The following is a 19,347-nucleotide window of genomic DNA, read 5'->3' as shown; positions in this document are numbered from 1 at the left end:
CTCTCATGACGGGGTGGACGCCTTCTGATTCACCCGGCGTTTCGCCCACCGGTAGTCGGCCTTGCCGTTACCCAGTCGGCGCACCTGCGCGACGACGATGAACTCCTTGGGCACCTTGAATCCGGCCAGAACCGACCTGCACCGTGCGGCCAGCAGGTCATCGCTGATATCGGCGTCCGGCTGCAGTGCCACCAGCGCAACGAGTTCTTCGCCCCACCGGTCGCTGGGACGTCCCACCACCAGCGCGTCCGCGACCCCGGGGTGGGCGCGTAGCACTTCTTCGACCTCCTCGACGAAGACCTTCTCCCCGCCGGTGTTGACCACCAGTGCATCGCGGCCGAGGAAACGCAGGGTTCCGTCTTTCTCGATCGATGCCCGGTCTCCGGAGATCACCACCCGTTGACCGTCGAGCTCACAGAACGTGCGTCGGGTCGCGTCGGGGTCGTCGAAGTAGCCGAGCGGGATCCGGCCGGTCCGCACCACCCAGCCGATTTCGGGATCACCGGGCTGCAGGAACCGGGTACGGTCCTGCGAAACCACCGATCCCCCGGTCCGCAGCTCGAAGGTGTCGCGCCGAGCGTCGCGCTGACTGCGCCCGAATCCCATGTTCCCGGTCTCCGAGGACCCGTACCCATTGATCAGGATGATCTGCGGAAGGTATTCCAACAGTGCCGCCTGGTATTTCGGATTCGTTGCCGCGCCACCGGTTCCGATCGAGTGCAGCGACGACAGGTCGTGGTTCGAGCGTCCCAGTTCGGCGACAAGTGGTGCGGCGTAGGCGTCGCCGACCATGGTCATCAAGCCGACCTTCTCACGCTCGATGGTTTCCAATACCGCACGGGGGTCGAACTTGGTGCGGGTGTCGTTGAGGATCACCGTCTGCCCGCTCAAAATCGCCGAGAACGCCGTCCACAGGCCCGCGGCGTGCATCAGCGGTGACAGCGCGAACCACGGCGGGCCGGCGTACTGCACTTTCTGGTGGATTTCCGCGGCCGACGCATGGTCGTCGCCGACCATCGACGAGACGTAGATGTCGCTTTGGCGCCACAGCACACCTTTCGGGCGGCCGGTGGTCCCCCCGGTACAGATCATCAACACGTCGTCCGGGGACGGAACAAGCTGCTGATCAGTATCGCCCTGCGCCAGCGCATCATCGAGCGATGTCGCGTCCAGGATCGGCGCGTCGGCAGCACCGTCGTCGATCCGGATCAGCAGGTCGGCCCCGCAATCCCGCAGCGTGTCGGCGAATTTCGGCTCCAGGCTCGCGTGGAAGATGACCGCACGGGGCCGCACGTAGTCCAGCAGCTCGCCCGCTTCGACCGGGGTGTAGTAGTGATTGACGTTGACCGGAACGGTCCGCGCCTTGAGGCAGCCGACCACCATGTCTGGGTACAGGTCGTTCTGCATGAGCAGGGCGACTCGGTCCTGGCCACACTCCCAGTTCGCCAGCTCTGCACGCTCTCGCCGGACGCCCAGCCCGCGGCCGGCCAGAAAATTGGCCAGCCGGCGGGTGCGATCGGCACTCTGTGCAAACGTGCTACGCCGGGTGCCGCATACCGTCATCTCACGATCGGGCACGACCTCGGCGATCGCATCGACGACGCCGCCGATCGTCCATTCGCCCACCGTCAGACCGAAGCGGCCAGGTGGGCGGCGGCGCCTGGTGCAACACGGTTCGGATCACCCAGCAGCGTCAATGCGTTGTCCCGCATTACCATCCGGGTATCTTCCGCGCTGAACTCAGGGAACTGCGGGATGTCGGCGGTGAAGGTGGTCGGGTCGGCCAAGCCCTCACCGTGCGGCCAGTCCGAACCGAACAGGATCTTGTCGACTCCGATGGTGTCGGCTAGCAACTTCACGTCGTCCTCGTAGTAGGGGGCAATCCAGACGTTGTTGCACAGCTGCTCGATCGGATCTTCCTTGTAGTGGTAGGACGCATTGTTGGCCGACTTCTTCAACCGCTTGATCAACCGGTAAACGAAATACGAGCCGTTCTCGATGCTGGCCACCTTGAGCTTGGGGTGACGAGTGAAGACCTGGTGCACGATCATCGAGGCGATGGTGTCGTGGATCGCGCGATCATCCATGATCACCATGTCCAGCGGGTCGCGCTTGCCGAATCCCTTGAACACACCGCTGCCGCCCCACAACCCGGGGATCGCCATGTAGCCGGAGTCGGACAGGTGGAAGACGACTACGACGCCCGCCTCGGCAAGGCGCGCCCACACCGGGTCGTGCACCGGGTCACCGAGGGACCGGGGCCGGACCTCGCCGGGGACCGGCGCCGGACGCACACACACCAGCTTGGCGCCACGACTGATCACGAATTCGACTTCCTCGACGGCCTTCTCGGGGTCGGCCAGCGAGATGATCGGTGCCGATACCACGCGGCCGTCGGGACGGTCGAAGCCCCAGTCCTCGTCGAGCCAAAGGTTGAACGCGTGCACCGACGCCATGGTGGCGGGGATATCGTGCTTGAGTCCCTCTTCCACACCACAGGCGAACGTCGGCAGCATGAACACCGTCTCCAGCCGCTGCCGGTCGAGCACCTGCACGCGGGCGTCGCGGTTCTGGTATTCGGGATGCTCGGAGAGCCGATCGAGCTTCATCAACGACGCCGGATCCACGCCTTCGGGGATCTCGCCGCGGAACAGCACATCCAGGCAGCCGGGTTCGATGATCGGATCGAAGCTCGGATTCGGGATGAAGTGGTTGACGACCCCGCCGAACACTGCCAGGGTGCGATTGCCGTCCTGCACCATCTGGACACCGCGACTGCGGAATTCCTTGGGCAGGTGCCGAGTGAAGGCGTCCAGCGGCTCGTAGTAGTGGTTGTCGACGTCGACGGCCAAGTACGGGAGCCGTTGCGGTGTGGCAGTCATGTGCTCAACCTTTCTCCGTGAGAGGAGGGAAGTTTGGCGGGCGTTTTTCGAAGAAACTCGTGATCCCCTCGATGAGGTCGGGCCGCTGCAGCGACTCGTACATCAGCGTCTCGGCGCGCGCGCTCACCGCCGCGACGTCGTCGAGCGCGTCGCGGTAGGCCTGCGCCTTGATCACCGCCAGCGACGCCGGCGAACAGTTGGCGGCGATGTCGGTGGCGTAGGCCATGGCGCGCTCCACCAGGTGTTCCGGCGGGACGACGTGGTTGACCAGGCCGAGTTCGCGGGCCTCCTCGGCGAGGAAGGTCCGGCCACTGAGCAGCAGATCCATCGCCGCCCCCCAGCCGGCCAGTCGAGGCAGGATCCAGGTGATCCCGTGTTCGGCGATCAGGCCGCGGCGGGTGAACGCGGTGGCGAACTTGGCTCCGGCAGCGGCGAATCGGACATCGCACATCAGGGCGTGGGTGAGCCCGATACCGACGCAGGCGCCGTTGATCGCCGCGATAACGGGCTTCCGGAGTTCGGTCAGAAAATAGGCCGGACGGTCCCCGACCAGCTGGGCGACATCGGTCTCCGACCTGTCGCCCTCCGCTTCGAGGCTGGAGGTGGGACCCAGGCTCGCGCCGGCACAGAACCCGCGGCCGGTGCCGGTCAACACGATCGCCCGCACGTCGGGGTCCGCCTCGGCGCGGTCGATCGCCGCGTACAGGCCCGCTGCGGTGTCTGTGCCCCAGGAGTTGAGCCGCTGCGGCCGGTTGAAGGTGAGCACCGCGACACCGTCTCGCGCCTCGTAGAGAACCGCGGCGCCGGCGTCAACGAGCGTGCCGTCGTCGGCAGCGGCCATCGATCCCGCACCTCCGCACCTTGGGAATCCTTCGGAATGATTCTTACTGTATACCTTTCGGTAGCGCATTCCGCAACCCACGCCGATCCCGACGAGGACTGGCATGTCAGCAGGTCAGAGCTGGATTCTGGCGCTTCGATCAGAGAAAATCCGAGCCCCCGTCGACGTTGACGTTGGCGCCGGTCATGTAGGAGTTGCGGCGCGAGGCCAAAAAGGCCGCCACCGCGCCCACTTCGTCCGGCAGGCCGGCCCGCGGCAGGTGCGCCGGATGACCGAAATGCTCGGTGATGGCGTCCATCAGCCGGTAGGGGTCATCACCGTCCACCCCGATCGAGCGGGCCCAGCCGGTCAGCGCCTCGGAGGCGACGCTGCCCGGGGAGACCACGTTGACCAGGATCTCATCGGGGGCCAGCAGCAGCGACAGGTTCTTCGAGACACTGTTGACCATCGCCTTGGCCGCGGTGTAGGCGGCCAGCACGGTGCTCTGGCGCTGCGTGGAATGCGCCGAGAAATTCACGATCCGGGCCCATTCGGCGTTGCGCAGCAACGGCAATGCCGCCCGCACGGTGTGCACCATCCCCATCACGCCCTGGTCGATCGCCCGGCGCCACTGCTCGTCGGTGAGCTCGTCGAAGCTGCCCTGCACGTCTGGTCCGGCGGTGTTGATCAGGATGTTGAGTTCGTTGCCCCAACGCTCACTCAGCTCGGCGAAGACCTGCTCAATGCGCTGCTCGTCGCCGACGTCGGCGACCAATCCGAGCGCGTCCGGGCTGCCGCGCCGGGTCAGATCGTCGGTCGCGCGCTCGAGGTCGGCGGCCGTGCGTGCCACGATTGCGACCCGCGCGCCGTCGTCGGCCAGGCAGCGCGCGGTGGCCAAACCCATCCCGCGGCTACCGCCGACGACGACTGCCCGCGCGTCGCGCAAGCCCAGATCCACAGTTACGCGCCGGGGTCACGCACCGGTCCAGTTGGGGGCGCGCTTCTCGGCGAACGCGATGGCGCCTTCTTTGGCGTCCTTGGAGGCGAACACCGGCGCGATCAGCTCGCCCTGCTTGGCCCACATCTCGTCGGAGGACCAGTCCACGGAGCGAACCATGATGTCCTTGGTCACGGCCACCGCCAGCGGCCCATTGGCCGTGATCCGCTCGGCCAGCTCGATCGCCCCGGCCAGTGCTTGACCCGGTTCGGTCAGCACGTTGACGAAGCCCCATGTCTCACCCTGTTCCGCGGTGAAACTCTCACCGGTCAGCGCCAATTCGAGTGCCTTCTGATAGGGGATCCGGTGCGGCAGCCGCAACAGACCACCGCCGGCCGCAGCCAGGCCTCGTTTGACCTCGGGAATACCGAACTTGGCGCCCTTGGCGGCCACCACCAGGTCGGTGGCCAGCACCAGCTCGGTGCCGCCGGCGACCGCGTGACCCTCGACCGCGGAGATGATCGGCTTGCGCGGCGGGCGCTCGGTGAAGCCGAGTCCGCGCCCCGGGACGTATGCCAGCTCTCCGGCGGCAAATGCCTTGAGATCCATTCCCGCGCAAAAGTTTCCACCCGCTCCGGTCAGCACCGCCACCGACAGTTCCGGGGTGTCATCGAGCTCGTCGCAGGCGGCGGCCAAACCTTCGGCAACCGCCTTGTTGGCCGCGTTGCGGGCCTCCGGACGGTTGATCGTGATGATGAGGGTTCGTCCACGACGTTCGGTGAGCACTTCTTCTGACACGGGCAACCCTTCAGGCGTGGTGACAAGTTATACCAAAATGCTTACCATATGCTTTACGGTAAGAGAAGCTCAATCCCGGTGACTACGACGGGCACAGGTAGGTTTGACGGCGACAACCGGCCGTGCGACCAGAACTGGAGGTACCCGCAGTGGCAAAGCAGCCTGTCGCCGAGAAGCGTCAGCGGCGCGAACGCGGATCCATCAATCCCGATGACATCATCGACGGCGCGTTCGAACTCGCTGAACGGATCGGGGTCGACAATCTGAGCATGCCGTTGCTCGGCAAACACCTCGGTGTCGGAGTCACCAGCATCTACTGGTATTTCCGCAAGAAGGATGACCTTCTCAACGCGATGACCACCCGAGCCCTGCGCCAGTACGTATTCGCCACCCCCTACGTCGAGGCCAAGGACTGGCGCCAGACGTTGCACAACCACGCCCAGACCATGCGTACGACGTTCCTGGGCAACCCTATTCTGTGCGATCTCATTCTGATTCGGGCCGCGCTGAGTCCCCGTGCCGCGCAGCTGGGGGTCCAGGAGGTGGAGCGGGCGATCGCCAGCCTGGTGGAAGCGGGGCTGTCGCCGCAGGACGCCTTCGACACCTACTCGACGATCTCGGTTCATATCCGTGGATCGGTGGTGCTGCGTCGCCTCTACGAGAAGAACCGGGCGTCGGACGCCGAGGGCCCCTCGGACTTCGAGGAGGCGCTCGTCATCGATCCGGAGGTGACCCCGCTGCTGGCACAGATCACCCAGCAGGGCCATCGCATCGGTGCGGCCGATGACGCCAACTTCGAGTACGGGCTCAACTGCATCCTCGACCACGCGGAACGGCTGATCGAGAAGAACAGCAAGCCGGCGCGGCGCAGTAGCACCTCGCCGACCCCGAGCAAAGCCGCCAGGGCCCGCTAGGCATGATGGCGGCGTCCCGCCGCGCCCGGCTCCGCCGCGCTCGCGAACGCCGCTAGACCTCGATCACCACGGCGCCGCCCTGGCCGCCGCCGGCACACATCGCCGCCACGCCGATACCGCCGCCGCGCCGCCGCAACTCATAGGCCAGGGTGGTCACCATCCGTGCCCCGGATGCGGCGATCGGGTGTCCGAGGCTGCAACCGCTGCCGGAGAAGTTCACCAGTTCCTCGTCGAGGCCGTACTCGCGGCACGCCGCGATCGGGACCGAGGCGAACGCCTCGTTGATCTCCCACAGCGCGACGTCCTCAGGCCGCAGCCCGGCCCGCTGCAGCACCTTGCCGATCACCTTGACCCCGCCGAGACCGGTGTCACGGGGGGCGACGCCGACAGAGGCCCAGGCCCTGACCGTCGCCATCACGTTGAGGCCCTGGGCTTGCGCGAAGTCGGAGTCGACGAGCGCAACTGCGGCGGCGGCGTCATTGGTGCCACTGCTGTTGCCGGCGGTGATCGAGAATCCCTCGATCTCGGGGTGCAGTACCTTGAGGCCCGCCAGCTTCTCCGCCGTGGTGTCGCGGCGCGGAAACTCGTCAACGCTGAACTCGGTCACGGTGCCGTCGGGTAGTTGGACCTTCAGCGGGACGATCTCGTCGACGAACTTGCCGGCGTCGATCGCGGCGATGGCACGCTGATGCGACCTGGCCGCCCACGCGTCCATCTCCTCGCGGGTGATGCCGACGGCCTGGGCGGTGTTCCAGCCCACGGTGATCGACATATCGCGGGTCGGTGCATCCACGGTCTCCGGGTGGGTCGGCGGGATCCACGGCTCGGCGAACTGGAGCTCCGGGCCGGGGATGCGCATCTTCATCACCGGCAGCATCGACAGCGTCTGCACACCGCCGGCGATCAGCACCCGCTCCATCCCGGAACCGATCTGCGCGGCGGCGTTGCCGATCGCGGTCAGGCTGCCGGCGCAGTGCCGGTTGACCGCCTGGCCGGGCACCGACTCCATTCCGCAGGCGGCGGCCGCGAAGCGCGCCATGTCGCCACCGCCGTAGTGGGATTCGGCGAAGATCATGTCGTCGATATCCGCGGGCGCGATGCCGGCCCGACGAATCACTTCTGGCACCACCGTGGTGATCAGCGTCTCCGCGGAGGTGTTGACCAGGGTTCCCTTGAACGAGCGTCCGATGGCCGTGCGGACGGCACCGACGATGACAGGTGTAGGCATTTTTCCGACCTTACATTATTCGTTGTTTTTGTAAAGATACCGGTTGGTCGCGGACGTGCTCCGCGCTCACGGCTCCGGCACGTGGAAATGTTCATCGCGCAGCCGGAACGCCTCCTTGGTGCCGTGTTGCGCGCGGGTTTTGACGAAGTTGAACTCCCCCGGTGAGAACTGCAGGTTGGTGCCGTAAGCGTGGAACAGATAGCTGGCCACCTCTTCGCCCTGATAGGCCTGACTCTGCTCGACGAGCCGGAACGCCTCCTTAGCGATGACCACCCCGTCGGCGGGCATCTTGGCGGCCTTGGCCGCCCAGTACCGCGCCCGTGCCGTCACTGCCGCCGGATCGCATGTCTCGGTGAACACACCCAGGTGTTCGACAGCTGCGGCTTCGATGATGTCACCGGTCAACAACAGTCGCCGCGCCAACACCGGCCCGAGGCGATGGAAGAACATGTGCAGACTGCCTAAGGCGGGGCCCAGGAATCGGGTCGCCGGCATACCGATCTTGGTGTTGCGGGCGATCACCGAGATGTCGGTCATCAGCGCCATCTCGAAGCCGCCTCCGAGCGCATAGCCGCTGATCTCGCCCACGGTGACCTTCGGAAAACCCATCAGGTTGTGGTAGAAGCCGAACGACTTGCGGTCCACGGTGAGCCGGCGGCGCTGACTCGGCCGGCCCTTGGCCGCCGGACCGGCGGGATCGCCACGCTCGCCGTACCAGCCATAGGCGTTGTTCATGTCGGCGCCGGTGCTGAACACTCCCTCGGCGCCCCGCAGCAGCACCACCACCACGTCATCGTCCTCGGCCACCCGGTCCAAACAGCGGGCGATCGCGTCCCGCATCGCGGCATCGTAGGAATTGCGCTGGCCGGGATTGTTCAAAGTTATGGTGGCGATCCGTCCGTCGGGATCGACGTCGAAGAGCACCCGACCGTCGGTGGCATCGCTCATCGTTTGGACTCCTCACTTGGGCTGTCTGCGGCCGAATCTGTTGGCGCTCACCTGCTCCGGTGGCATCGCGGCGGTGGTGACCTCGCCGATGCACAGCACCTCGCCGCCATGGAGAAGTCGGGCGGTGGAAGCGATCCCCCGCTCGAACTCGGTTCGCGCGATATCGAAGTCCAACTCGGTGAGAATGGGCGTCGGGCGGCGGTAGGTGACCAACAGCGAGCGGGTACGGCCGGCCAAGCCCGCCGCGCAGCTTTGATGCTGGATCACGCAATCGAAGAACACCCCGAGGAAACCGCCGTGCACCAGCCCCGGGGGCCCTTCGTACACCAGCGGGAAAGTGACTCGCCCGGAAGCTGTTTCGGCATCCAGGTGATCGAACCGGTATTCCGGAAAACAGGGGTTGAACGCCCCGACGTCGAACGCATGATTGAGGTAGACCCGACCGCCGCTATCCGGTTCGAGGCGCGGCGTCGGTTCAGCAGGGGCGACGGCAGCCAACTGCCGCTCCCAGTCGGCGAACCGTTCCAGCATGTCGTCCACCACCGGGTGCGGGTGCTCCAGCGCGAGCAGCATGCCCGCCACGCGCCGGATGGCGCCGGCCGCCGCAACGGTCTGCTCCAGAGGCGACTCCCCGAAGCGGTCGCCGCCGGCAGAAACCGCCGAGATGCCTGAACCGTCCGCCATGGGCCCTTCCCCGTCGCATACCCGTCGAATCGCGCAATCGTATCGCCTACTGTAGACATCACGATATAGCGTTGAAGGGTGGACACCACAGTGGCCGACTCGCCCGATTCCGGGTCTGGCTCCGCCGACCCCCCAGTTGATGGCTGGGTGACGGCGTCGCGCGACGGTGCGCTGCTCCGGCTCACCCTGGTTCGCCCGGATCGCCGCAACTCGCTCAGCCCACCGATGACCGAGGCCCTGATCAGCGCCCTGACCGCTGCGGCCAGCGACAACGCCCTGCGGGCCATCCAAATCCAAGGCTTCGGCGACGACTTCTGCGCGGGCTCGGACTGGGTCGCCACCAACTCCAGCGACCAGAGGCCCCGTACCGGTGATCTGGTTCGCCGCATCCCGCACGCCGCGCATCGGGTGATCGAACTGCTGCACACCATCCAGCTCCCGGTGGTGAGCAGCGTGCGGGGTTGGGCGGTCGGATTGGGTTGCAATCTGGCGCTGGCTGCCGATTTCACCGTCGCCGCGACCGACGCCGTGTTCTGGGAGCCGTTCCTGGCACGCGGATTCAGCCCCGACTCGGGAGCCAGCTGGTTGCTGCCGCGCTTGGTCGGACTGGCCCGGGCCAAACGCATGTTGCTGCTCGGCGAGAAGGTCAGCGGGGCTTCGGCCCAGGACTGGGGGCTGATACATCAGGCAGTGGAACCGGCGGAGGTGGACGCCGCCACCGAGGAGCTGCTGGAACGCTTGGTCAGCGGGCCCACCATCGCGATCGGCCTGACCAAGCAGGGCCTGCATTATGCGCAGCACTCCACGCTGCCGCAAGCCATGACCCAGGAGCTGTTCAATCTCGAACTCAGCTGCCGCACCGCGGATTTCAAAGAAGGACTGGCCGCATTCACCCAACGGCGCCCGCCGGGCTTCACCGGCCGCTGAGAGGAAGGGAACCGGCTATGCCGACGTTCGACACCATCACCTACGAGCTCGACGGGCACACCGCGACGATCACGCTGAACCGCCCCGAGGCGCTCAACGCCCTGAGCCCGCACATGATCACCGAGTTGCGGGCCGCCTACGCCGAGGCCGAGAACGACGACCGGGTGTGGCTGCTCATCGTGACCGGAGCCGGTCGGGCATTCTGCACCGGCGCCGACGTGAAGGCGATCCCCGGTGACGGCAAGGTGATCAACGAGCGGCCGTACCTCTCCACCTACGAGCAGTGGGAGGCCCCGCAGGAAGGCACCCCGCCGTTCCGGACGATGGCCAAGCCGGTCCTGGCCGCGATCAACGGAATATGTTGCGGCGCAGGCCTGGACTGGGTGACCACCGCCGACATCGTCATCGCTTCGGACCGTGCCACCTTCTTCGACCCACACGTCTCGATCGGGCTGGTCGCCGGCCGCGAGGTGGTGCGATTGGCCCGGGTGCTGCCCCGCTCGATCGCGCTGCGAATGGCGATGATGGGCCGCCACGAACGGATGGACGCCCAGCGGGCCTATGACCTCGGAATGATCAGCGAGGTGGTCGACCACGACCGCCTGCTGACGCGGGCACACGAGATCGCCGGCATCCTCAACTCCAATGCGCCACTGGCGGTGCGCGGAACCCGGCTGGCGATCCTCAAGGGACTCGACCTGCCGCTGCACGAGGGCGAGATGCTCGCCGAAGCGTTCCGGGAACGCAACCTGCACACCGAGGACTCCCTGGAGGGCCCCAAAGCGTTCGTCGAGAAGCGGACACCGGAGTGGCAGTGCCGATGAAACCGATGAAGCCGATGACTTTCGAAACCATCCTCCTCGACGTCGACCGCACCGATCGGGTCGCCACCATCACGTTGAACCGGCCGGATCAACTCAACGCCTTCAACCGCACCATGTGCGAGGAGATGACCGCCGCGTGGCGCATCGTCAAACTCGATACGGCCGTCAACGCGGTGGTGCTACGAGCCGCCGGCGACCGGGCCTTCAGCGCCGGACTCGACATCAAGGCCTCCTACGGCCAGCCCGAAAACGTCTGGAATCACGAGGATCCCGGCGAGTCGCTGAGCCCCAAGTGGCAGAAGATGTTCAAACCGGTGGTCTGCGCGGTGCAGGGCATCTGCACCGCGGGCGCGTTCTACTTCGTCAACGAGTCCGACGTGGTGATCTGCTCACAGAACGCGACCTTCTTCGACTCCCACGTCTCGGCCGGAATGGTCTGCGCCCTGGAGCCGATCGGGCTGATGCGCCGCATCGGGCTGGGCGAGTCGCTGCGGATGGCGCTGATGGGAAACGACGAGCGGGTCAGCGCCGACACCGCGCTGCGGATCGGGCTGGTATCGGAAATCGTGGCGCCCGAAGCGCTCTGGGACCGCGCGCATGAGATCGCGGCCGCCATCGCGGCCAAACCGCCGTCCGCGACCCAGGGCACGGTGAAGGCGATCTGGGAATCTCTGGACAAGCCCTACCGCGCTGCCCTGGACCAGGGCCTGATCTACACCCGGCTGGGCAACCCGCTCGGCAAGGCCGAGCTCGACGCGCAGTCGCCCCGCCCCGCGCCCACCCCCCGGATCCGCTGATGGCCCATCCGCTCAGCGAACGTATCGCCGCGGTGCTCGATCTGCAGCCGGAAGCGCCCGCGTTCGAATACGCCGGCCAGTGGTTCACCTGGTCCCAGGTCGCCGTCACGGCCCGGCGTATCGCGGAGTTGACCCGCGGCGCACAGGTCGGGATCCTGCTGCGCAACCGTCCCCCGCAGCTGGCCGCGCTCCTCGGTGTGCTGCTGGCCGGGGGCTGCGTGGTCGTGATCAATCCGTCCCGCGGGGACGACCGCACCCGCGCGGACATCGATGCACTCGGGCTGCCGCTGATCGTCGGCGAACCCGACGATCTCGCCGCACTGGTCACGCCGACACCGCGCACCACCACGGTGGCCCTGGCCGGCCTGGACGCCGCACCCCCGGTGGCCCCTGCGACCCCACCGGGCCTGGGAGCCGACTCGGATGCCGCCCGCCCCGGCGTGGCGGTACGGATGCTGACCAGCGGAACAACCGGTCCTGCCAAACGCGTCGACCTGAGCTACGACATGCTGGCCCACAGTGTGCTCGGCCCCGACCCCGGCCAGGCGCCGGCACCGACCGAACTGCGGCGCGGTGTCGCGATCGTCAACTCACCGCTCGTGCACATCGGCGGGGTCTTTCGGATCCTGCAATGTGTCGCCGAGGCGCGATCCTTCGTGCTCCTGGAACGCTTCGCGCTGGACCGGTGGGCCGATGCGGTCCGCAGGTATCGGCCGGGCGCGGTGTCGCTGGTGCCCGCGGCGCTGCGGATGGTGCTGCACTCGGCGCTGACCCGCGAGGACCTGTCCAGCATCCGCGCGGTCACCTCGGGTACCGCACCGCTGTCGGCCGACGACGCCGACGCGTTCACCGCGAAGTTCGGCATCCCCGTGCTCACCTCTTATGCGGCAACGGAGTTCGGGGGCGGGGTGGCAGGTTGGACGCTCGCCGACTATCAGCGGTTCTGGCAAGACAAGCGCGGCAGCGTCGGCCGGGCCAGCCTCGGCGCGGAACTGCGGGTGATCGGCGACGACGGCGCTCCATTGGGACCCGATGAGCCCGGACTGCTCGAGGTCAAGCCCGGTCAGCTCGGGCCCGACACGGACTGGATGCGCACCACCGACCTGGCGCGCATCGACGCCGACGGCTTCCTGTGGATCCTGGGCCGGGCGGATCAGGCCATCATCCGCGGCGGATTCAAAGTGATACCCGACGACGTCCGTGCCGCCCTGGAGGCCCATCCGGCGGTCCGTGGCGCCGCCGTCGTGGGACTCCCCGATGACCGCCTCGGTCAGACACCCGTCGCCGCGGTCGAACTGCGCACCGGCGCCGCCGCCGACGCCGAGACACTCGTGCATTTCTTGAGCACCCGGCTGGCACGCTATGAGATTCCCACCGACATCGCGATCGTCGACGCGCTGCCGCGCACCCCGTCGGGCAAAGCCGATCTCACCGCAGTGCGGGAGCTCATCGGGGCGCGGGACCGGCATGGCCGCTGACACCCTGCCCGAAAATCTGCGCACCCAGGCCCGTTCGCGCAGCACTCATCCGCTGCTGATCTGCGACGCCGAACGGATCAGCTACGCCGATGCCGAGCACCGCTCTGCGGCCTTGGCCGGCCGGCTCATTGAGCTCGGGGCCGCCAAGGGCACCCACGTCGGGCTGTTGTACCCCAACGGCACCGACTTCGTGGTGGGCATGCTTGCCGCGGCCCGCATCGGAGCGGTGGTGGTTCCGTTTCCAACCCTCGCCCCCGCACCGGAGCTGCGCAGCCAGCTGTCCCACAGCGATGTGCGCATCCTGCTGGCCGCCGAATCCTACCGGTCGCACGACTATCGGCGACGACTCGCCGAAGCGCTTCCCGACGTCGATATCACCGGTGACGAAACGCTTTTCAGCATGCATGCACCGCAACTGCGCCAGGTCATGTTCGACGCGTCTGCGCCGCGCCAGGTGCCGGCCACACTGGAAGCGCTCGAAGCCGACGTCGACGGCAGCGATCCGCTGGCCATCGTCTACACCTCCGGATCGACCGGCGCCCCCAAAGGCGTCATCCACACCCATGCCGGTCTGCTCGGTCATCAGCGCAATCTCAACAAGATCCGCCGGCTGACCGGCGACGACATCATGTTCTGCAACGCCCCGTTCTTCTGGATCGGTGGCTTCGCGTTCGCGCTGCTGGCCACGATGCTGACCGGATCGACACTGCTCTGCTCCAACGCCACCGACCCCGGCGCCACCCTGGATCTGTTGGAAGCCGAGAAACCCACCCTGGCCAACGGCTACCTCAGCAGCATCGGCGACCTGACAGGCCACCCCAGCCTGGGTGGACGCGACCTGTCTACGCTGCGCCGTGGCAACCTGTATCCGCTGCTAGCCCCCGCCGCCCGGCCCGCCGACCCGCAGTTGCGGCACGGCATGTTCGGATTGACCGAGACCGGTGGCCCGGTCCTGCTCAGCGAGGACGACACCGACCAGCCCGAGCACCGCCGTGGCAGCTACGGCAGACCGGCACCCGGGTTCGAATGCCGCATCGTCGACGGTGAGCTGGTGGTGCGCGGACGCTACCTGATGCAGCGCTACCACAAGCGCAGCCGGGAGGAGTGCTTCGACGCCGACGGCTGGTTTCGCACCGGCGACCTGTTCCGCACCGATGCCGAGGGCTTCCACTTCTACCTGGGCCGGCGCGACGCGGTCATCAAGACCGCCGGCGCCACCGTGTCACCGGCCGAGGTGGAACGCGCCATCGCCAAGCTGACCGGAGGCATCACCGCCTACGTGATCGGTATCCCCGACACCGTCCGCGGGCAATCGGTGGCCGCCGTCCTGGTTCAGCCCGGCCCCTGCGACGCCGAACAGCTGCGCCAACGGCTGAAAGAGGAACTGTCGACGTACAAGATCCCGCGCCGATTCACCACCATCGCGCCCGCCGACATTCCGCTGCTGCCCAGCGGCAAAGTGGATCTGCGCGCGCTCGCCAAGGCTTTCGATGCCTGACACCGAAACCATCGACGCGCTGATCCGTTCCCGCGCCGCAGCTTTCGACGACAAGCCAGCGGTGATCGATCCACTCACCCGGATCAGCTATACCCAACTGGACGCCGCATCGCAGCAGCTCGCAGTGGCTTTCGTGCGAGCAGGCGTCGGCAAGGGCAGCCGGGTCGGGCTCATCATGCCCAACGGCGTCGACTGGGTGCGGACGGCGATCGCGCTGACCCGCGTCGGCGCCGTGCTGGTTCCCCTGAGTACCCTGCTCACCCCATCGGAGCTGGCCGCCCAGCTGCGCGTCGCCGCGGTGCAGTTCCTGGTCAGCGTCGAGGAGTTCCGTGGCCGCCGTTACCTCGACGGCCTACGCGCCGGTGGCGTGGAGTTCCCGGCGCTGCAACAGGTCTGGACCCCGGACGAGTTGGCGTCCATCACTCCCACCGCTGGGCCGGCGCGGATCGTCGATGCGCTGGCGGCGGCGGTAACGCCCAGCGATTCCTTGGTGATCATGTTCACCTCCGGCAGCAGCGGACCGCCCAAGGGTGTGCTGCATTCACATGGCAGCGCACTGGGCGCCGTGCAGGCCGGACAGGCCGCCCGCTGCATCGACGCCGACACCCGGCTGTATCTGCCGATGCCGTTCTTCTGGATCGGCGGCTTCGGCGGCGGCGTGCTTTCGGCATTACTGGCCGGCGCGACCCTGGTCACCGAGCCGATCCCGCACCCGGAGACCACCTGTCGACTCCTGGAATCCGAACAGGTCACGTTGTTTCGCGGCTGGCCGGACCAAGCCGAGGCGCTGGCCCGCCGCCGCGGCGAGTCCGACCTGTCGTCGTTACGCCCCGGCAGCCTGGAGGCGCTGCTCGCCCCGGAGTTGCGTTCCGAACCCGGTGCGCGGGCCAACCTGTTCGGGATGACGGAGTCGTTCGGGCCCTACTGCGGCTATCCCGCCGACACCGACATGCCACGCTCGGCGTGGGGAAGCTGTGGAAAACCTTTCGATGGCACCGAGGTTCGGATCGTCGACGTCGACACCGGTGTCCCGGTACCGACCGGGACGGTGGGGATGATCCACCTGCGCGGACCGCACATGCTGCGCGGAATCTGCCGTCGCAGTCGCGAAGAGACCTTCACCGCCGACGGCTTCTACCCCACCGGTGATCTCGGTCGCCTCGATGACGACGGGTTCCTGTTCTACCAAGGAAGATCCGACGACATGTTCAAGGTCAGCGGCGCCACCGTGTACCCGAGTGAAGTCGAGAAGGCGCTGCGGGCCATCGACGGTGTTGAGGCCGTCTTCGTGACCAACGTGCCGGCAGCAGGCCGGGACCGGGTGGGAGCCGCGGTGGCCTGCGAAGCATTGACCATCGAGCAGTTGCGCGACAAGGCCCGCACACTGCTCAGCCCGTTCAAGGTCCCGACGGTCTGGCTGCTGATCGCCGGTACCGGCACCGTTCCGCGCGGGCCGACCGGCAAAATCGACGGCCGGCGGTTACGCGAGATGCTTGCAGCCGAAGGAGAATCCGGCCTCGAATAGAGGTGATTTTCCCAGGCGGCCGGCCTAATGCCGGTCGGTCGGCTCCACCACGCCGCGCTCGACGAGGTGCTCGATCATCGGCACCGCCCCGGCGGCCAGATGCTCGGCCATCGCGGTGCGGGCCAGATCTTCGTCGCGCTTGGCCAGCGCCGCCAGCACGGCGCGGTGGTGCCGGGTCGATTCGGCCGGCCAGCCCGACACGGTGGGAAACACCGATTCCGGTGCGTACCGGGTGATCTGGTACATCAGCTGGGCGAGCTTGGGCGAATCGGCGGCGACATTGATGGCGCGGTGGAACTCGTGGTTGAGCCGCACCGCCAGTTCTTCGTCATCGGCGGTGTAGGCCGCTTCGAGTTGGTGCTGGATCTCGTCGAGTTCGCGCAACTGGTCGTCGGTGATGTTGGCCGCCGCCCGCGCGGCGAGCTCGCCGCCGATGTGCGCCTGGACGTCGGAGACGTCGGTGATATCGCGCCGCGTCACCGGGAGCACGACGAATCCGCGATGCGGCTGCTGGTCGAGCAGCCCCTCGGCGCGCAGCCCGAACAGCGCCTCGCGCACCGGGGTCACGCTGACGCCCAGCTCGGCGGCCAGCTGGTCCAGCCGCACGTACTGCCCAGCCGCATAGTCCCCGTTGAAGATTCGCTTGCGCACAAAGCGGGCCACGTCCTCGGAGAGCTGTGACCGCACCGGGAAGTCGGGGGCGCCCACGTCTCAGATCCGGTAGTCGGCGAGCAGTCGCTTGCTGATGATCTGTTTCTGGATCTCGCTGGTGCCCTCGCCGATCAGCAGGAACGGTGCATCGCGCATCAGCCGTTCGATCTCGTACTCCTTGGAGTAGCCGTAGCCGCCGTGGATCCGGAAACTCTGCTGGGTGACCTCCGAGCAGAACTCGCTGGCCAGGTATTTGGCCATCCCGGCGGCCACGTCGTTGCGCTCGCCGGAGTCCTTGAGCCGGGCGGCATTGACCATCATCAGGTGCGCCGCTTCGACTTTGGTCGCCATCTCGGCGAGCTCGAAGGCGATCGCCTGATGCTCGGCGATAGGTTTGCCGAAGGTCTCGCGCTGCTGGGCGTAGCGCACCGCGAGCTCGAACGCCCGGATGCCCACCCCACAGGCCCGCGCCGACACATTGACCCGGCCCACCTCGATACCGTCCATCATCTGGAAGAAACCCTGGCCGGGCACCCCGCCCAGCACGTCGTCGGCGGCGGCGGCGTACCCGTCGAAGATCAGCTCGGTGGTGTCGATGCCCTTGTAGCCGAGCTTGTCGAGCTTGCCCGGAATCGTCAGGCCGGGAACCACTTCGCCGAAGCCGACGGGCTTTTCCACCAGGAAGGCGGTCAGGTTGCGATGCGGTTTGTCGGCGCCCTCGTCGGTACGCACCAGTACGGCGATCAACGTGGAACTACCACCGTTGGTCAGCCACATCTTCTGTCCGTCGATGACGTATCCGCCGTCGGCCTGGCGGGTGGCGCGAGTACGGATCGCGGCGACGTCGGAGCCCAGTTCGGGCTCGGACATCGAGAACGCGCCGCGGGTCTCACCGGTGGCCATCCGCGGCAGGAAACGCTGTTTCTGCTCGTCGGTGCCGTGCTGACGCAACATGTAGGCGACGATGAAATGGGTGTTCAGCACCCCGGAGACGCTCATCCAGCCGCGGGCCAACTCCTCGACGCACAGCGCGTAGGTGAGCAGGGATTCCCCGAGCCCGCCGTATTCCTCTGGGATCATCAGCCCGAACAGGCCCATCTCCCGCATCGAGTCCACGATGGTCTGCGGATAAGTGTCGGTCCGCTCCAGCTCGCCGGCCGCCGGAATGACTTCCTTGTCCACGAATCGACGCACGGTGTCGAGGATCTCGGTCTGGAACTCGGTGAGCCCCAAGGTTTGTGCGAGTTTGGTCACGGCTCGACCCTTTCGAAGACGGCGGCGAGCCCTTGGCCGCCGCCGATGCACATGGTCTCCAGTCCATAGCGGGCGCCGCGCCGGTTGAGCTCGCGGGCCAGCGTGGCCAGCATCCGCCCACCGGTCGCGCCGACCGGATGCCCCAGCGAGATTCCCGAACCATGCACGTTGGTTCGTTCCCGGTCGGCGGCGCCGAACTCCCAGGCGGCCATCACCGCGAGTGCCTGCGCGGCGAACGCCTCGTTGAGCTCGATGAGGTCGATGTCGGCCAGTCGCAGCCCGGCCTTGCCCAGTGCGACATCAGTGGCGGGTACCGGCCCGATCCCCATGAAGTTGGGCGCGACTCCCGCGACTCCCCACGACACCAGTCGCACCAATGGGGTCAGACCCAGCTGCTCGGCCTTCTCGCGGGTGGTCACCACGCACATCGACGCCGCGTCGTTCTGGCCGCTGGAGTTGCCCGCGGTGACGGTGGCGTCCGGATCGGTTTTGCCCAGCACCGGTTTCAGCTTGGCCAGCGACTCCACCGAGGTGTCGGCCCGGGGATGCTCGTCGGTGTCGATGAACTCCTCGCCGGCACGGGAGCTCACGGTGACGCCGATGATCTCCTCGGCCAGCACCCCGGACTGCTGGGCGGCCACCGCGCGCCGGTGCGAGGTCACCGCCAGCTCATCCTGCTCGGTGCGGGAGATGCCGTACTCCCGGCGCAGGTTCTCGGCGGTCTCCAGCATGCCGCCGGGCACCGGGTAGTGCCGGCCGCCGGCGGAGGTCCGACCGCGCGCCAGGCCGTCGTGTATCCGGACCCCGCCGCGGGCCCCGCCCCAGCGCATGTCGGTGGAGTAGAACGCCACGTTGCTCATGCTCTCCGCGCCGCCGGCGATCACCACGTCGCAATCGCCGCTGCTCACCTGTAGGCAGGCCTGCAGTACCGCCTGCAGCCCGGAGCCGCAGCGGCGGTCGACCTGCATGCCCGGAACCGTCACGGGCAGACCGGAATCCAGCGCGACCACGCGTCCGATGGCCGGTGCCTCACTATTGGGATAGCAGTGGCCGAGCACCACGTCGTCGATCACGTCGGCGGGCAGACCGGTGCGGTCCAGCAGGCCTTTGAGAGCGGCGACGCCGAGCTCGACGGCGGTCAACGACTTGAACATCCCGCCATAGCGGCCGATCGGGGTACGG

18 protein-coding genes are annotated in these 19,347 nt (G+C 67.3%); 7 read left to right on the top strand and 11 right to left on the bottom strand.

Annotated elements, in window-relative coordinates:
- Positions 1 to 3: 3 nt before the first annotated feature.
- From G6N23_RS03335 to G6N23_RS03315, 5 genes are all read right to left on the bottom strand, one after another.
- The gene (locus tag G6N23_RS03335; RefSeq protein WP_085261762.1) at positions 4 to 1,626 is read right to left on the bottom strand and encodes an acyl-CoA synthetase; all 1,623 of its coding nucleotides are present in this window, start codon (positions 1,624 to 1,626) and stop codon (positions 4 to 6) included.
- A gap of 2 nt (positions 1,627 to 1,628) precedes the next feature.
- Positions 1,629 to 2,882: an amidohydrolase family protein gene (locus tag G6N23_RS03330; RefSeq protein WP_085261761.1), complete on the bottom strand. Its 1,254-nt coding sequence runs from the start codon at positions 2,880 to 2,882 to the stop codon at positions 1,629 to 1,631.
- Positions 2,883 to 2,886: 4 nt separating this feature from the next.
- Positions 2,887 to 3,723, bottom strand: coding sequence for an enoyl-CoA hydratase (locus G6N23_RS03325; RefSeq protein WP_085261760.1), 837 nt, complete (start codon positions 3,721 to 3,723; stop codon positions 2,887 to 2,889).
- Positions 3,724 to 3,862: 139 nt separating this feature from the next.
- Positions 3,863 to 4,660: an SDR family NAD(P)-dependent oxidoreductase gene (locus tag G6N23_RS03320; protein ID WP_085261759.1), complete on the bottom strand. Its 798-nt coding sequence runs from the start codon at positions 4,658 to 4,660 to the stop codon at positions 3,863 to 3,865.
- A 15-nt stretch (positions 4,661 to 4,675) separates the two neighbouring features.
- Complete coding sequence (locus G6N23_RS03315; RefSeq protein ID WP_085261758.1) at positions 4,676 to 5,437, bottom strand: crotonase/enoyl-CoA hydratase family protein; 762 nt, start codon at positions 5,435 to 5,437, stop codon at positions 4,676 to 4,678.
- Between the two features lie 149 nt (positions 5,438 to 5,586).
- Here G6N23_RS03315 and G6N23_RS03310 point away from each other — a divergent pair, with 149 nt between their 5' ends.
- Entirely contained in the window at positions 5,587 to 6,351 is a 765-nt protein-coding gene (locus tag G6N23_RS03310) for a TetR/AcrR family transcriptional regulator (RefSeq protein ID WP_085261757.1), read from the top strand.
- Between the two features lie 52 nt (positions 6,352 to 6,403).
- Here G6N23_RS03310 and G6N23_RS03305 read toward each other — a convergent pair whose 3' ends face one another.
- From G6N23_RS03305 to G6N23_RS03295, 3 genes are all read right to left on the bottom strand, one after another.
- Positions 6,404 to 7,579, bottom strand: a complete 1,176-nt coding sequence (locus G6N23_RS03305; RefSeq protein ID WP_085261756.1) for a thiolase family protein — start codon at positions 7,577 to 7,579, stop codon at positions 6,404 to 6,406.
- Positions 7,580 to 7,645: 66 nt separating this feature from the next.
- A complete protein-coding gene (locus G6N23_RS03300; protein WP_085261755.1) occupies positions 7,646 to 8,527 on the bottom strand; it encodes an enoyl-CoA hydratase/isomerase family protein in 882 nt (293 codons plus the stop codon).
- A gap of 12 nt (positions 8,528 to 8,539) precedes the next feature.
- The gene (locus tag G6N23_RS03295) at positions 8,540 to 9,211 is read right to left on the bottom strand and encodes a hotdog family protein (RefSeq protein ID WP_085261754.1); all 672 of its coding nucleotides are present in this window, start codon (positions 9,209 to 9,211) and stop codon (positions 8,540 to 8,542) included.
- A gap of 78 nt (positions 9,212 to 9,289) precedes the next feature.
- Here G6N23_RS03295 and G6N23_RS03290 point away from each other — a divergent pair, with 78 nt between their 5' ends.
- From G6N23_RS03290 to G6N23_RS03265, 6 genes are read left to right on the top strand one after another with little or no spacing between them, the layout of a single operon-like run.
- The gene (locus G6N23_RS03290) at positions 9,290 to 10,138 is read left to right on the top strand and encodes an enoyl-CoA hydratase/isomerase family protein (RefSeq protein WP_085261753.1); all 849 of its coding nucleotides are present in this window, start codon (positions 9,290 to 9,292) and stop codon (positions 10,136 to 10,138) included.
- A 17-nt stretch (positions 10,139 to 10,155) separates the two neighbouring features.
- A complete protein-coding gene (locus G6N23_RS03285; protein WP_085261752.1) occupies positions 10,156 to 10,962 on the top strand; it encodes an enoyl-CoA hydratase/isomerase family protein in 807 nt (268 codons plus the stop codon).
- Positions 10,963 to 10,976: 14 nt separating this feature from the next.
- The gene (locus tag G6N23_RS03280) at positions 10,977 to 11,759 is read left to right on the top strand and encodes an enoyl-CoA hydratase/isomerase family protein (protein WP_085261869.1); all 783 of its coding nucleotides are present in this window, start codon (positions 10,977 to 10,979) and stop codon (positions 11,757 to 11,759) included.
- Complete coding sequence (locus G6N23_RS03275; protein ID WP_085261751.1) at positions 11,759 to 13,237, top strand: class I adenylate-forming enzyme family protein; 1,479 nt, start codon at positions 11,759 to 11,761, stop codon at positions 13,235 to 13,237. Before G6N23_RS03280 ends, G6N23_RS03275 begins: the two co-directional genes overlap by 1 nt.
- Positions 13,227 to 14,735, top strand: a complete 1,509-nt coding sequence (locus G6N23_RS03270; protein ID WP_085261750.1) for a class I adenylate-forming enzyme family protein — start codon at positions 13,227 to 13,229, stop codon at positions 14,733 to 14,735. Before G6N23_RS03275 ends, G6N23_RS03270 begins: the two co-directional genes overlap by 11 nt.
- Positions 14,728 to 16,260, top strand: a complete 1,533-nt coding sequence (locus G6N23_RS03265; RefSeq protein WP_085261749.1) for a class I adenylate-forming enzyme family protein — start codon at positions 14,728 to 14,730, stop codon at positions 16,258 to 16,260. Before G6N23_RS03270 ends, G6N23_RS03265 begins: the two co-directional genes overlap by 8 nt.
- A gap of 24 nt (positions 16,261 to 16,284) precedes the next feature.
- On the opposite strand, the gene G6N23_RS03260 is transcribed toward G6N23_RS03265, so the two are convergent.
- Genes G6N23_RS03260 through G6N23_RS03250 form a run of 3 tightly spaced genes read right to left on the bottom strand, consistent with a single transcriptional unit; the run spans position 16,285 to position 19,319 of the window.
- Complete coding sequence (locus tag G6N23_RS03260) at positions 16,285 to 16,968, bottom strand: GntR family transcriptional regulator (RefSeq protein WP_085261748.1); 684 nt, start codon at positions 16,966 to 16,968, stop codon at positions 16,285 to 16,287.
- 3 nt (positions 16,969 to 16,971) lie between these two features.
- A complete protein-coding gene (locus G6N23_RS03255) occupies positions 16,972 to 18,165 on the bottom strand; it encodes an acyl-CoA dehydrogenase family protein (protein ID WP_085261747.1) in 1,194 nt (397 codons plus the stop codon).
- On the bottom strand, positions 18,162 to 19,319 hold the full coding sequence (locus G6N23_RS03250; protein WP_234808673.1) for an acetyl-CoA C-acetyltransferase: 1,158 nt from the start codon (positions 19,317 to 19,319) through the stop codon (positions 18,162 to 18,164). Before G6N23_RS03250 ends, G6N23_RS03255 begins: the two co-directional genes overlap by 4 nt.
- Between the last annotated feature and the right edge of the window lie 28 nt (positions 19,320 to 19,347).

Source organism: Mycolicibacter terrae (assembly GCF_010727125.1).
GTDB lineage: Bacteria > Actinomycetota > Actinomycetes > Mycobacteriales > Mycobacteriaceae > Mycobacterium > Mycobacterium terrae.
The sequence above is the reverse complement of the archived record's forward strand: the minus strand, read 5'-3'. Positions and strand labels throughout refer to the sequence as shown.

Bases quoted from the DNA above. Each gene is read 5' to 3' on its own strand.
- G6N23_RS03305 (WP_085261756.1), bottom strand. From the start codon at position 7,579: ATGCCTACACCTGTCATCGTCGGTGCCGTCCGCACGGCCATCGGACGC.
- G6N23_RS03265 (WP_085261749.1), top strand. From the start codon at position 14,728: ATGCCTGACACCGAAACCATCGACGCGCTGATCCGTTCCCGCGCCGCA.
- G6N23_RS03285 (WP_085261752.1), top strand. From the start codon at position 10,156: ATGCCGACGTTCGACACCATCACCTACGAGCTCGACGGGCACACCGCG.
- G6N23_RS03330 (WP_085261761.1), bottom strand. From the start codon at position 2,882: ATGACTGCCACACCGCAACGGCTCCCGTACTTGGCCGTCGACGTCGAC.
- G6N23_RS03250 (WP_234808673.1), bottom strand. From the start codon at position 19,319: ATGTTCAAGTCGTTGACCGCCGTCGAGCTCGGCGTCGCCGCTCTCAAA.
- G6N23_RS03300 (WP_085261755.1), bottom strand. From the start codon at position 8,527: ATGAGCGATGCCACCGACGGTCGGGTGCTCTTCGACGTCGATCCCGAC.
- G6N23_RS03280 (WP_085261869.1), top strand. From the start codon at position 10,977: ATGACTTTCGAAACCATCCTCCTCGACGTCGACCGCACCGATCGGGTC.
- G6N23_RS03270 (WP_085261750.1), top strand. From the start codon at position 13,227: ATGGCCGCTGACACCCTGCCCGAAAATCTGCGCACCCAGGCCCGTTCG.
- G6N23_RS03325 (WP_085261760.1), bottom strand. From the start codon at position 3,723: ATGGCCGCTGCCGACGACGGCACGCTCGTTGACGCCGGCGCCGCGGTT.
- G6N23_RS03275 (WP_085261751.1), top strand. From the start codon at position 11,759: ATGGCCCATCCGCTCAGCGAACGTATCGCCGCGGTGCTCGATCTGCAG.
- G6N23_RS03295 (WP_085261754.1), bottom strand. From the start codon at position 9,211: ATGGCGGACGGTTCAGGCATCTCGGCGGTTTCTGCCGGCGGCGACCGC.